The sequence below is a fragment of the Staphylococcus pseudintermedius genome (genome assembly GCF_001792775.2).
In the GTDB taxonomy this organism is placed as follows: domain Bacteria; phylum Bacillota; class Bacilli; order Staphylococcales; family Staphylococcaceae; genus Staphylococcus; species Staphylococcus pseudintermedius.
This window is the reverse complement of sequence record NZ_MLGE02000012.1, coordinates 51,747-66,098: the sequence shown is the minus strand read 5'-3', so window position 1 is coordinate 66,098 and position 14,352 is coordinate 51,747. Positions and strand designations below refer to the sequence as shown.

The 14,352-nt window shown below is 38.4% G+C and carries 8 protein-coding genes; 5 read left to right on the top strand and 3 right to left on the bottom strand.

The annotated features are described in order from the left end of the window. The first annotated feature begins 137 nt into the window (after positions 1–137). The 4 genes from BJK46_RS09015 to menB are packed head-to-tail and all read left to right on the top strand — an operon-like array spanning position 138 to position 4,772. Positions 138–1,496: an isochorismate synthase gene (locus BJK46_RS09015; RefSeq protein ID WP_014614319.1), complete on the top strand. Its 1,359-nt coding sequence runs from the start codon at positions 138–140 to the stop codon at positions 1,494–1,496. Next, positions 1,489–3,159 carry a 2-succinyl-5-enolpyruvyl-6-hydroxy-3-cyclohexene-1-carboxylic-acid synthase gene (gene menD / locus BJK46_RS09010; RefSeq protein ID WP_014614318.1) on the top strand — a complete coding sequence of 557 codons (1,671 nt, stop codon included), beginning with the start codon at positions 1,489–1,491 and terminating at the stop codon, positions 3,157–3,159. Before BJK46_RS09015 ends, menD begins: the two co-directional genes overlap by 8 nt. Continuing rightward, positions 3,146–3,937 carry a 2-succinyl-6-hydroxy-2,4-cyclohexadiene-1-carboxylate synthase gene (menH, locus tag BJK46_RS09005; protein ID WP_014614317.1) on the top strand — a complete coding sequence of 264 codons (792 nt, stop codon included), beginning with the start codon at positions 3,146–3,148 and terminating at the stop codon, positions 3,935–3,937. Before menD ends, menH begins: the two co-directional genes overlap by 14 nt. Positions 3,938–3,953: 16 nt before the next feature. Then, the gene (menB, locus tag BJK46_RS09000; protein ID WP_014614316.1) at positions 3,954–4,772 is read left to right on the top strand and encodes a 1,4-dihydroxy-2-naphthoyl-CoA synthase; all 819 of its coding nucleotides are present in this window, start codon (positions 3,954–3,956) and stop codon (positions 4,770–4,772) included. Between the two features lie 188 nt (positions 4,773–4,960). Here the strand turns inward: menB and BJK46_RS08995 are convergent, their stop codons facing one another. After that, positions 4,961–6,121 carry an aminotransferase class I/II-fold pyridoxal phosphate-dependent enzyme gene (locus tag BJK46_RS08995; protein ID WP_014614315.1) on the bottom strand — a complete coding sequence of 387 codons (1,161 nt, stop codon included), beginning with the start codon at positions 6,119–6,121 and terminating at the stop codon, positions 4,961–4,963. Positions 6,122–6,235: 114 nt separating this feature from the next. Continuing rightward, positions 6,236–7,246, bottom strand: coding sequence for an acyltransferase family protein (locus BJK46_RS08990; protein WP_014614314.1), 1,011 nt, complete (start codon positions 7,244–7,246; stop codon positions 6,236–6,238). A gap of 358 nt (positions 7,247–7,604) precedes the next feature. On the opposite strand from BJK46_RS08990, the gene BJK46_RS08985 reads away from it, so the two are divergent. Continuing rightward, positions 7,605–9,410: an acyltransferase family protein gene (locus tag BJK46_RS08985; protein ID WP_014614313.1), complete on the top strand. Its 1,806-nt coding sequence runs from the start codon at positions 7,605–7,607 to the stop codon at positions 9,408–9,410. 448 nt (positions 9,411–9,858) lie between these two features. Here the strand turns inward: BJK46_RS08985 and BJK46_RS08980 are convergent, their stop codons facing one another. Beyond that, entirely contained in the window at positions 9,859–14,025 is a 4,167-nt protein-coding gene (locus BJK46_RS08980) for a GW dipeptide domain-containing protein (protein ID WP_014614312.1), read from the bottom strand. Positions 14,026–14,352 lie beyond the last annotated feature (327 nt).

The window sequence follows — 14,352 nt, the reverse complement described above, 5'->3', positions numbered from 1 at the left end:
TTGATATTATAAAAAAGTTCGTCAATGAAATCAATAACAATATTATGGAAAAGACACTTGTGCACACAATCGCCTTTAAAAATGTTAAAATGTAATAATGGATAAAACTTGATTATGATGAAAGAAGTGAGTATGGGATGAGTGTTGATGTCTGCGAACAGGCAATCATCGACGCGGTACAACAAACAAAACAACGATGGGTCTCAGTTGAAGTCAAATTAGAACAACAATTAGATCCGATTACGTTGTTCGATATGTCGAAAGAAGATGCAGGGGACCGTTTTTATTTTCGGTTAAATGATAACGAAACTTCTTTTTTTGGATACCGTGTTGCAGCAAAAATAAAAAATGATTTTACAAATAAACGTTCTATTTTTAAAGAATGGGAAAAATTTAAAGATGATATCGCATTAATCCATCCCGATTCTGAACGCCATCATTTACGTATTTGCGGTGGATTTCAATTTTCTACTAAGCGGATGGGGGATGAATGGCGTCGCTTTGGTGTGAATCATTTTATTTTACCTGAAGTCTTAATATCGCAAGTCAATCAAGAAACGTTCTTAACATATACTGTGCAAAAAGAAGCGTTTTCGATTGAGCAATTTTATGAATTAGTTGAAAAGTTAAATCATTTACCGCGTGTGGTCGTGCAAAATACAACACCGCCACAGATTAAGCGGATTGAAGATATATATAAAGATGAGTGGGAAGCATTAGTCGAGGAAACGACAGCAAAATTAGCGCATGATGAAAAGGTTGTGCTCTCTCGTCGTCGCATGGTGCAATTTGATGCGGATATTGAAATCGGAGCCGTGTTATATCGTGCACTTAAAAATGAAAAAAATAGTTATTTATTCGTGTTAGAGTCAGAAGATGATATTTTTATTTCTCAAACGCCCGAGCAATTATTTAAGGTTACAAATGGCATGTTATCAACGAAAGCTGTTGCGGGAACAATTCCAAGAACACACAACGAAGCCCAAGATCAGGCGCGTATCAATGCGTTGTTAAAAAATGAAAAGAACTTAATTGAACATGGTATCGTTGTTGAAAGTATTCTTGAAGATATTCGTCCGTTTATTCAGTATGCCGATTACAATCGTGAGCCACAAGTATTGAAAAATGACCATTTATATCATTTATATACTGAGATTGGAGGCCCATTAGCGCATAAATCATATATTGAGCTGATAGATGATTTACATCCAACACCTGCTTTAGGCGGGTATCCGAAAGCACGTGCATTAGAATATATTGAAGCGCATGAATTTGGTGCACGTGGCCTTTATGGTGCGCCAGTCGGTATGATCGATATGTATGATGATTGTGAATTTATCGTGGCCATTCGCTCGATGTTAATGAATCATCAGCAAGCGTTACTGTTTGCAGGTGCGGGCATTGTAAAAGATTCGGATGCAGCAGAAGAAGTCGCTGAAACAGCATTAAAATTCAAACCGATGATGGTAGCTTTAGGGGTGAGTGAACATGACTAATCAACGTTTTTTGACGGAGCAAGTGTTTCATTTTGTATCAGAATTATATGCATATGGATTACGTGAAGTCGTGATCAGTCCGGGGTCACGCTCCACGCCTTTAGCACTCGCGTTTGAATGTCATCCGTATATTCAAACGTGGATCCATCCTGATGAAAGAAGTGCGGCTTTTTTTGCGTTAGGTTTAATCAAAGGAAGTCAACGTCCGGTTGCAATTCTTTGTACATCTGGCACAGCTGCTGCAAATTATGTGCCTGCTATTGCTGAAAGTCATATTAGTCGTTTGCCCCTTATTGTACTGACAAGCGATCGACCGCATGAATTAAGAGGTGTAGGTGCGCCACAAGCAATCAATCAAGTCAATATGTTTCAAAACTATGTGCGTTTCCAATTTGATTTACCGATTGCAGATGGCACGCCGAATACATTGGCTGTGAACAAATACCAATTACAAAAGGCGAGTCAGTTTTTCGATGGCCCTCACCAAGGTCCAGTGCATTTCAATTTACCTTTCCGTGAACCGTTAACACCGGATTTGTCACGTCAAGATTTGTTGACGTCATTGCATTATGAACGTCCACACTATCAAAAAACGATGGACTTCAGTGCGATTCTTCCAGTGTTGAAGCAATCTAAAGGACTGATTGTTGTAGGGGACATGCAGCATCAAGATATTTCACAAATTTTAACTTTCGCGACGATATATGACTTGCCGATATTGGCTGACCCACTCAATGGTATTCGCGCGACACAACATCCGAATGTCGTCACGACGTATGATTTATTGTTGCGCTCAGGACTCAACTTGTCGGCTGATTTTGTCATTCGTGTCGGTAAACCAGTCGTCTCTAAAAAGTTAAATCAATGGTTGAAAACGACAGATGCGACACAAATTTTAGTTCAAAACAATGCAGATATTGATGCGTTCCCGAAAAATCCAGATTACTTTTTTGAAATGTCGGCCAATGACTTTTTCAGAGCATTAGGAGATATCCCTGCTGCTTATCGAAAAATGTGGCTGCGACAATGGCAAAGTATGGAAGAACAAGCGCGTCATACGATTAAAGCACATCAAAAAACGGCGAATGATGAAGCGGCGTATGTCAGTCGTGTACTCGATAAATTAGGCGCTGACGACGTGTTGTTTGTCAGCAATAGTATGCCGATTCGTGATATCGATAATTTATATATTGACCATCAAGCACGCATTTATGCCAATAGAGGGGCGAACGGCATTGATGGTGTTGTTTCTACAGCACTCGGTATGGCTGTACATCAAAAAGTGACATTACTTATAGGTGATATTGCATTTTATCATGACATGAACGGGCTATTAATGTCGAAACTGAACGATATCCATATGAACATCGTCTTATTGAACAATGACGGTGGGGGTATTTTTTCTTATTTACCACAAAAAGAAGGGGCACCGGAACATTTTGAACGGTTATTTGGTACGCCGACTGGTTTGAACTTCGAACATGCAGCATTGTTGTATGACTTTAACTATAAACGCTTCCAAGACTTACAATCGTTCGAATATAGTCATTTGACGACGATGACACCGACATTATTTGAAGTCGTGACGCAGCGTGAAGCCAATTACGAAGCACATCAAAATTTATATCAGAAATTGAGTGAAGTTGTGAATGTTACATTATAACTGGTATACAGCACAGTCAGAAACGAACAAAATGATTGTCCTCTTACACGGCTTTATCAGTGATCAACGCACATTTTCATCTCATATTGAGCCATTGACCCAAGCGGCGCATGTCTTATGTGTGGATTTGCCTGGCCACGGTCAAGATCAATCACCAGAGGAGGTTGTGTGGGATTTTGAGTGGATATGTACGCAATTACATGCTGTGTTGGCACAGTTCAAAGGCTACACGCTATACCTTCATGGCTATTCAATGGGGGCACGTGTTGCGCTAGCTTATGCATTGCAATATCAAGATGCATTGGCAGGTGTCGTGTTAGAAAGTGGCTCACCTGGAATTGAAGATGATGAAGCACGTCTTGAACGTCAACAAGTGGATGCAGCCCGGGCGCGCGTCCTTGAAATTGCGAGCATTGAAGTGTTTGTGAATGATTGGGAAAAATTGCCATTATTCCAGACACAACGCTTTTTAACGGAGACAACACACCAACATATTCGCGAGCTGAGACTTGCACAACAACCGAAGCGATTAGCGAAAGCATTGCGTGATTATGGTACAGGACATATGCCGAACTTATGGCCACAATTAGCAAGTTTGAAATTGCCTGTGCAACTCATCGTAGGGGAATGGGATGAAAAGTTTATGCATATTGCTGAACGTATGTCTGACGCGCTTTCAGAGGCACAATTGACAGTCGTATCGCAAGTCGGCCATACAGTAAATGTGGAAGATGGCGATAAATTTGATACAATACTATTAGAGTTTATAAAAGGTTAACTTGAGGAGGTCCACCATGGAAAGACAATGGGAAACATTAAAAGAATATAAAGAAATCAAATATGAATTTTTTGAAGGGATTGCGAAAGTAACAATTAATCGTCCCGAAGTACATAATGCGTTCACACCGAATACAGTACAAGAAATGATTGATGCATTTACACGTGCAAGAGATGACGAGCGTGTAGGTGTCATTGTATTAACGGGTGAAGGCGACAAAGCGTTCTGTTCTGGTGGAGATCAAAAAGTACGTGGCCATGGCGGTTATGTCGGTGATGACCAAATTCCACGTTTAAATGTGTTAGACTTACAACGTTTAATTCGTATCATTCCAAAACCAGTTATCGCAATGGTAAAAGGGTATGCCATTGGTGGCGGTAACGTCCTTCAAGTCGTATGTGACTTAACAATTGCGGCTGATAACGCCAAATTTGGTCAGACAGGTCCTAAAGTAGGTTCATTTGACGCAGGTTACGGTTCAGGTTATTTAGCGCGCATTGTCGGCCATAAAAAAGCACGTGAAATATGGTATTTATGCCGTCAATACGATGCACAACAAGCGTTGGATATGGGTATGGCGAACACAGTTGTACCACTTGCGGACATTGAAGATGAAACAGTACAATGGTGTAAAGAAATCATGCGTCATTCACCAACAGCGTTACGTTTCTTAAAAGCAGCGATGAACGCAGATACAGATGGCTTAGCTGGTTTACAACAATTCGCTGGCGATGCGACATTGTTATACTACACAACTGATGAAGCGAAAGAAGGCCGTGACGCGTTTAAAGAAAAACGTGAACCTGACTTTGATCAGTTCCCTAAATTCCCATAAGTCTTTAAATTAAAGATGTAAGATGAAAAGTCCGTTTTATTCATTGAGTGAGTAGAATGGGCTTTTTTGTTTTGACATTGAATATCTTTTTGAACATAAAAACTGATATTAAAAATGATCACTAAAAAAGTAGCAGATATTGTTGTTGAGTGATCTTACAACATCCGCTACCCTTATCGTGTATTAAGTTAATTATAACGCGCTTCCAAATACTGTCGTAAACGTGCCATACCTTCTTGCAATTGCGTCATTTCATAAGCGTAGGAGATGCGGACGTAGCCTTTACCGAAATCAGTAAATGCGGAACCCGGTACCATCGCAACGCCTGCATTTTCTAATACATCGACACAGAACGCAAAGTCATCGTCGGCAAAGGCTTCGATATTTGGAAAAATGTAAAATGCCCCCTGTGGTACGCCGTCTAATCGAAAGCCCATCGATTGTAATGCGTTGACGAGGTAATCTCGACGTTCGACATAAGCTTGATTCATCACATGAGGTGCATCAACGGCTTCACGTAATGCAGCTATAGTTGCCATTTGTGCGGGTACGTTGGCACAAATACAGTTGTACGCATGCATAAATGTCAGCTTGTCGATTAAGTATTGTGGACCTGATAGAAAACCAATACGAATCCCTGTAGCTGAATGAGATTTACTTAAACCATTGATTAACAATAATTGATCACGAATTTCATCAAATTGCGCGAAAGATGTATGCGTATGACCGAAAGTGTTCTCGGCATAAATTTCATCGCTTATCACAAATAGAGGATGTGTCTTTAATACGTCGACAATAGCTGTCACTTCTTCAGCCGTCAATATCGCTCCAGTTGGATTGGAAGGGTAGTTCAGTAATATCGCACGTGAACGCGGTGTCATATGTTGTTGAATCGCTTCAGGGGTCACTTTAAAACCTGTCTCCCGTGTATCAATAAATACAGGTACGCCACCTAACGTTTGAATTAATGGAATATAGCCCGCATAAACAGGTCCAGGTAATAAAATTTCGTCTCCTGGATTAATAATACAACGGAGTGCCGTGTCCAATGCTTCAGAAGCACCATTCGTAATAATGATTTCTTCCGGATCAAAATGCACATTGAAGCGAGATTGATAATAATGTGCAACAGCTTCACGTGTGTCACGACGGCCTTTGTTGTGAGAATAAGTTGTATAATCATTCGCAATTGCATCTTGATATGCTTGTTTAACGACATCAGGCATCTGAAAATCAGGTTGTCCAATTGTCAGATTGATCACATCGTCCATTTCATTGATTTTACTTGAAAACTGGCGGATACTAGGTGCTTTTAAAAATTGTGCGTATGTATTGAGTTGTAATTTCATCCTATCACGTCCTAAAAAAAGAGAAGTTAACATTTAGAATAACACGACCGTATAGCCAAAATCTAATGTAAAGTGATGACTATAGGCGATGTATTCTCATGTTAACTTCATTGTTTATTGGTCATAAGGTTTAAATGCGGAAGGTCGTTGTAAATGAACGACAGGATTCGTCCATTTCGCCACAAAGCTACTCGACCATATCCAAACGATAAAACATGCGAGTAGGAAGTTATAAAACAATCCTAACCAAGGCTGTTCAATAAATGGATAGATTTGATGGCCACGAATGAAGCCGATAAAAATACCGTGAAGTAAGTATACATACATTGTGCGTGAGCCAATATACGTAAATGCATGATGCGTTCTAGGTACTAAATTAAGAAAGGCACACATCGTCCCTAAAATAATGATGTACAAGCTCAATCTTTTTAATGGGCTAAATAAAAATTCAGTGCCTTCAATATTTTTATAAGGTGAGCTTGCGAGTAACCAGTCCGAATCGATAGGGTGTACCGTATAAAAAATAAAGAAGCTCACTAACACCATCACCGATACTGGCATAAAACGTCTTAATCGGATATAACGGCTAAATCCACCATCCATAATGTAACCGATGTAGAAAATAGGGAAAAAGACCAGTGTTCGTGACCAGCTCAGATACCCGTTGACATCAGTGGAATAACCCGCCAATACTGCAATTAAGATCGCAATCGGAAGCACGTAAATCGGTTTGAATTGACGCACAATGACAATAATGACATTGAAGAAAAAGAGTGTTAATAAAAACCAAAGTGCAAATACTGGGTCAAATGGATCTAAGTCTAGTGAACTATTTTTACCAGTAATAAAGTAATAAATCGAGAAAAATGCGAAAAAGATTAAGTAGGGGCCTAACAACTTTTTACCGACTTTTTCGATATAACCCGCACGTCCGACATTTTTAGCAAAGTAACCCGAAATAAATAGAAAAGCTGGCATGTGAAAGCTATAAATGAGTAAATAAAGTGCATATACTGTGGGATGTGCATCAGTATAAGGTTGTATTAAATGTCCAAACACAACAAGAAATATTAAGATTGCACGCGCATTATCAAAAAATGCATCTCTCTTTTTAGTTTGTGCCATAATACGGTGTGTCTCCTTTTTTAAATATCAACATTAGATTATTATAAATCCTTTTCATAATGCAACGAAAATGAATATTAAACGCAATGATTTGCAAGAATATTAAAGGCATAGTGTTGAGAAAGATGAAATTTCGCTTATAATAATTGAGGGGACTCAAAATCATCGTTAAAAGTAGCACAAACGTTCTTATAATATTTCGCGTCATCATCATAAGAAAAAATAATGAGGATATACAATAAAACTTTTACGATACGTTATATATTATCTGTTTAATTTGGGATAATTTTGTGGTAAATTGAATAGCATATATCCACAAATCGTTTCTTATTAAATCATCAATTAGGAGAATGTTGTTATGTTACATCATAATTTTACTGGAATGAAACGATTGCAACATCCACCACGGTATTTGCCGGGATTAGATGGGTTGCGTGCAATTTCAGTGATCGCGATTATTATTTATCATCTTAATGCACAGTGGCTAGCTGGAGGATTTTTAGGTGTAGATACATTTTTTGTGATCTCTGGTTATTTAATTACATCACTATTATTATTTGAATATGAAAACTACCAAACAATCGATTTAGCAAACTTTTGGATTAAGCGTTTTAAAAGGTTAATCCCAGCGATGTTATTCGTGACTTTAGTATCAGTCTTGTACGTCGCTTTATTTGCCCCTCAAATATTACATTCGATTAAAGGGGATGCGATTGCAGCGTTGTTATATGTATCGAATTGGTGGTACATTTTCCAAGATGTAGACTATTTTGACCAGTTCAAACCGATGCCATTGAAACACTTATGGTCATTGGCTGTTGAGGAACAATTCTATATCTTTTTCCCAATTGTTTTAACGTTATTTTTTAAAATATTTAAAAGAAAAAGATGGATTGTACTCGCATTTTTCATTATTTCTATTGCGTCGGCAGTATTAATGTTTTATATGACAACACCCGATACGAACCATGCACGTACATATTTTGGGACAGACACCCGTTTACAAACATTATTATTAGGTGTCATTTTTGCATTTATATGGCCAGCTTTTCGATTGAAAGAACATCCGCCTAAATTTGCGGCTAACATCATCGATAGTCTAGGTCTTATCGCATTATTCGCTTTACTTACATTATTCTTTTTTGTAAACGAACAGCAAATCATCCTTTATAGCGGTGGATTTTACTGTATTTCATTACTCACATTGATACTCATTGCAAGCCTTGTACTTCCGAATGGGCGATTAGCTAAAGTGATGAGTAACCCTGTATTTTTGTATATCGGTAAAAGGTCATACAGTTTATATTTATGGCATTACGTCATTGTGACTTTTGTACATCAATACTTTGTGGCAGGTCAATATCCATATTATATTTATATCATTGATATTGCGTTAACATTTTTAATGGCCGAAATATCATATCAATTCATTGAAACGCCATTTAGACGCTATGGTTTCAAAACATTCTATTCAAAAGATAAGGTTTGGTTAACGGTGATTCGTACACCCGTTGTTGTGGCTATTATCGTCATAGCAGCATTAGTGCTCAGTGGTCAATTTGATTACCTTGCTAAACAAGAGAAAAAGGCGAGCAGTTATCAAACGAATCACAAAAATAATGGTAAAGACAATGAAAAACCAATAGAAAATCCAGCTGAAAAGGAACAAAAAGCAGAAAAGTTCGATCCTAAAAAGCAATCACCGCTCTTTATTGGTGACTCTTTAACAGTAGGTATGGGTTATTATCTGGATGAGCATTACCAAAAGCCTACTATTGATGCACAAGTCGGTCGTTCAATGGGCGCAGCGATACAGGTTGCGAGAAACTATACGTCATTTAATCAAAAAGGGCAGCCGGTCGTCATTCAAATTGGTACGAATGGTGATTTTGACCAAGACCAATTAGAAACACTCATCAAAGATTTTGATAAAGCCGATGTTTATTTAATCAATACGACAGTGCCACGTGATTATAAAGATCACGTGAACCAATTGCTTAAAAAGGCGGCAGATAAACATAAGCATGTGACGTTAGTAGATTGGAATAAAGTCGGTGTCGGTCATACGGAATATTTTGCGTATGATGGCATACATTTAGAACATCCAGGAATTCAAAAGCTCGTGTCAGAGTTGGATAAAGAGATGAAGGCGAATCAGAGTTAGTCTAAAAATAAAGCAGAAGCAAAATAGAGAAGAAGCGGTTGATGGTGAATGCTATTGACCGCTTTTTGCATGTTTATATAACATTTCTTTAATTTAAGTATAGTTGTACAACAAGATTATAAAATGATTTCTATTTGTATGATTTGTCTGGATGATTGATAGTTAAGGACTCGCGTTCCCATGGGACTTGTCTCAACGCAATTTTATGTAAAGTTTTTATTTTGTGAGTGACTCTGATTTTGTAGGGAGGTGTGAACATGTGGTGTGAAATAGGCATTTAAGGATGAGTGTTATCAGTTGGGCACATCAGTAAAGCGCGGGTGATCAGGTGCGCTGTAGTGAGTCCTAGTGACATGTTTTAACATCAAGCCAATTGCAAACTACCTTAAGATATCAATAAAAAAGCTCTAATCACCATAAAGATGACTAGAGCTGCTTTCTACTGTATCTACTTCTTATATACATCGACGTCGAAATATTTACCTGTTTCACCAATTTGATCATAGAAATATTTCATGCGTTGTGCGTTTACATTTGCCCAATTAATATCAGTCGCATACTGATGTGTGGCAGGGTGTTCTGGATTCCAACGCATACGATACAATGTGTTTTGTCCTGAACCGATGTACTGATCACGGATGAATTTTGCGCCACCGATAATCGCTTTGCTGACCGTATTCCAACCATATTTTTCAGCAGTTTTAAAGCCATTGCGTAAAGCGTCTGTATCAATTGCCCCGATACCGAACATGTTGTAATACTTCGGTTTACCGTTTGTTACGACTTTATTATTTTTATCTACGTGACCGCCATTGGCTAATTGAGAAGTCCCGTTACCTGTTTCTAAAAATGCGTGAGACATTAAGTAAACCTCATTAATATTGTGTTTTTGTGCGGCTTCTTTAAATGCGGCACCTTGACCTTCTAAAATGCCTTTGCCTCTTAACAATTTATTAAGTTCTTCTACGCCAAGACCTTGGTATTTATCAAGTTTTAAAAATTGGTAAATGAGAGTCGGATCTTTTTCAATTGCTGCGGTATTCATTGCTTTTTCAGTTTCTGCACGATTCGCATTGACCCATTTACCGGCTACACGTTGAACTTGAGGCGGGTAAGTCAGCGCCATTTGTTTATCGAGTGCTGCTTTCAATGTGCTACTGACCGCAGTATGTTGAATGAATGATGAACGTATGTCAGCTGCTTTAATCCATCCTTTCGTCCCGTTTTGGAATGCGCCATAGTACCAAGTAATGCCGTTCAGTAAAGATGTTTTTTCGACTTTAAAAATTTGTTGATAAAAACCTTTTAAAGCACCAGCTGTTTTTGAATCTCCAACTTTAGTGTAATAATAACCATTTTTATTCGTAATCACATAATCTTCTACTTTTTTCAAAGTTGTGATTGCGGCACCTTTGACTGCGCTATTCGATGCAGTTTTCATGTTTGCAACTTTTGCTGCTACAGCTGTTAAGTCTTTTTGATTAATCCAGCCCAATTTTTGATTCACTGTACCGAATAAGAATGTATCATTACCGACTTTAACTGATTTTGAAGCTGTAAATAAACGACTTGTGGCATTTTTTAATGTATCGACACGTTGCTTCGTTGTACCCCAAGGCATAGCGTAGAGTCCAGATGTTTTACTATTAACAGTGTACCGCCCTTTAACAGCTGTTTCAGCACCTAAGTTGCGTGTTGTGACGTCTTTAACATTGAACCAACCGAGTGGCGTGCCTCCTGTACTATTTTGCAGTAATACATAGTCTTCGTTATTGGCAGAAGCTGTTTTAGTAATTTTATAAGTTTGACCTGCCCATTTGGATGCATCTTTTGCTGTTTTGTCATAAATAGAAGCTTTGACACCGCTATTTTTCGTGTTCAGTTGACCGATTTGAGAAATTGTTTTAGTAACATTCGTTGTTGTTTTTTGAGCTGCTAATGCTGTTGAATTAATCCAACCAGATAATTTGCCAACTGTCCCATACAAGTATGTTGCTTTACCTACAGTTTGAGATTGTGTTGCCTTAAATGTTTGTGTCGCAGCACCTGTCACTGTACCGGCAACTTGTTTACTTGTACCCCAAGGCACTTGATACAATTTCGCACCCGATTTAATCGTATAATTTTGATTCACTTTAGAAGGGGCTTTACTTGTTTGATATTCGACATCTGACTGTTTCACCCAACCAACATTTGTACCTTTAGCATAATCTGATACTAAATAGAATGATTGGCCATTGACACTTGCTTTTTTCGTTACTTTTAATGTTTGGTTAGTGGCTGAAGTGCTTTTACCAGTTTTATCATATACCGTTGCGTATAAACCACTATTTTTGTCTTTAATGCGACCGAGACCAGTGTCAGTTGTTACTTTTAGTGCGGTATTCGTCGATGGTTTTTGATCATTTGCTACAACACTACTTGCATTAATCCAGCCTGTCACTTTGCCAACTGTCCCATAAAGCCATTTCGTTTTCGCAACAGTTTGTTCTTTCGTTGATTTGAATGATTGGTTTGACGTACCTGGAGCTTTGCCTACTGTTTGAGATGAGGCACCCCAAGGCACTTGATATACTGTTGTTCCTGGTTTGACAGTATACGTTTTCGTTACTTTTTTCTCAGCTTGGGCAGCTTGATATGTTGCGTCGTTTGATTTGACCCAACCGAGTGTTTGATTAGATTTTGCATCACTCATTAAATAGAATTTGTTGCCATTTAACGTCGCTTCTTTTGTAACTTTTAACGTTTGATTCGTTTGATTCGTCGCTTTACCTTTTTGATCATAAACGGTCGTATATAAACCGCTATTTGTTGTGTTAATACGGCCGAAACCTGTTGTGTTTTTAACTGTTAAGCCAGTATTTGTTGATGGTTTTGAAGACGAGTTAGCAGGTGAGGCATAACCCATTTTCACTTGATATTTTTCATTGATTAAATCATACAACGCATCAAAGGAATAACCATGTTGTTTTAAATAGCCGTGCGGATCGGTATGGTCTGTACCACCTAAAAATCTAGAAACAGCATCATGTGTCCAAACTGTCCCACGACCATCATATTCCGCACTATCTGGAGAAAGGCCATAATATTGTAAGTTCGTCGCCGCATAATCTGCCATATTGTTCATTTGACGTGCGAAATCTTCTTTACTGTGAACATGAACGAGTTCGATATGAATAAAGCGTTCATTCGCAATCGCACCTGCACCCCATGCTAAATAATCTGTAGGTTGCGTTTCAACAATACGTTGACCATTAATAAAGCCATGTACGAAAGCATTTTGATAATTTCTTTTCATGTAACTGATTTCGCCATCAATTGTAGAGTTGTCATTTGCTGTATCATGCACGATGATGCCCTCAGGTTTACCGACACCATTACGATAACCGTATTTAGGGAAGTAACTTGAATAATCTTCTTCATATACAGGCACTTTGTAGTTTTGCTTACGAATATAGTCATTAATAGACGATTTCACTTTAGGTTGATATGCACTCGGTTTACTAGCGACAGCTGAACGGAATGCTGTTTGACCAGTCGATTGGAGTGAAAGTGAAGCAGGGGGACCCCCTTTACCGCCAACGCGTGGAGGTGTTGGACCGTCCGGATTCGCATTTATGTCTTGGTCAGTTGCGGTTTGTGCACTGTAAGTTGTTGCCTTCTTGTCTGTTATCGTTTTTGCTTGTGTATCAGCTTGATGTGTCACTGAAGTAGGTGCTTGTGTTTTCGCTGTTGTGGCATCCGCTTTCGTTTCATTTGTCACTGCTACGCGTTTTGAGACTTTGTCAGTAATATCCTGATGCCCCGTTGCTAACTGTGCTGTATTTTGAGTTGCTGTTGCTTTCTTTTCAACTTGAGGTGTTTTATTTTGAGCTGTTTCAGTAGTTGCCTTCGCTTCTTTGTTGGCTTCAGATTGTACAGCTGCTTGAAGTTGTGTAGTAGGTGCATCTTCTGTTGTCGAAACGGCCTCTTTGTCATTTACATTTGTTGACGTATTTACTTGCGTCGCTTCAGTTTGTGCTGATGTTGAATCGCTTACATCCATTGCTGAAGGTTGTTGCGCATGCGTGTCCAGTGCATGATATGTATCTGGTGACACAGTTGCGTCTTCATGTGTATCGATTTCACTTGAATGATAAGGATATTTTGTCACATTTTCAGTGACGTCTTGTGTACGGTTAGTAGCCGTTTCATCTGAATTGACTTGTGCGTTTAATGTTCCTTCATCTATAGAAGCTGTTGCAGGTGATGCACTTTCGTTTGTACCTTTTGATACAGTATGATCTGTTGATGTCGCTTCATCAGTTGTAGTAGGTTGTTGTGCGTCTTGTTGCCCTCCTTCTACGGGCGTTTCAGTTTGTGCTGCTGTATCGACTTGAGTCGTATCAATTTGTGAAGGATCCTTGTATTCTTTTGAACCTGCAAGTGTTGTTCCTTGTGTCGTTTGTTTCGCATCATCAGCTTGTTTTAATGCGTATTGATCATCAAGTACATTCGTAGGTGTTTTTTCAGGTGCAACTTGTTCAGCGGCATTGGCTTGGTGTGCAGAAAATGCAGTTCCAGCCAAAGTAAGTGCAACGATTGTAGGTGTTTTATAACCAAATTTTTTGACCATTTTATTGCTCCTTTTAGATAAAATAAAAAGTTGATTATTCACATTATAGAGTTATTGGGAGACGATTTGTGTATTTTAACTGGATTGTAATTTAATTTTAATAATCGTTCTCCGTATTTATATTTTTGCGTTGTTTTTAATTAGTAGAAATTGTTAAAGTTAACATTTAATAATTTAAAAGTGAATATTTTGGAGGAAAGAAAAAGTAGAGTATTAAAGTGTAAATGAATGAATTGATTTAATAATGATATTAAATGATCGAATTGAAATCGCCTAAGTTAGGACATATCTCAATTCGAATCATTAATATGAATGAAGTGGGAAAAG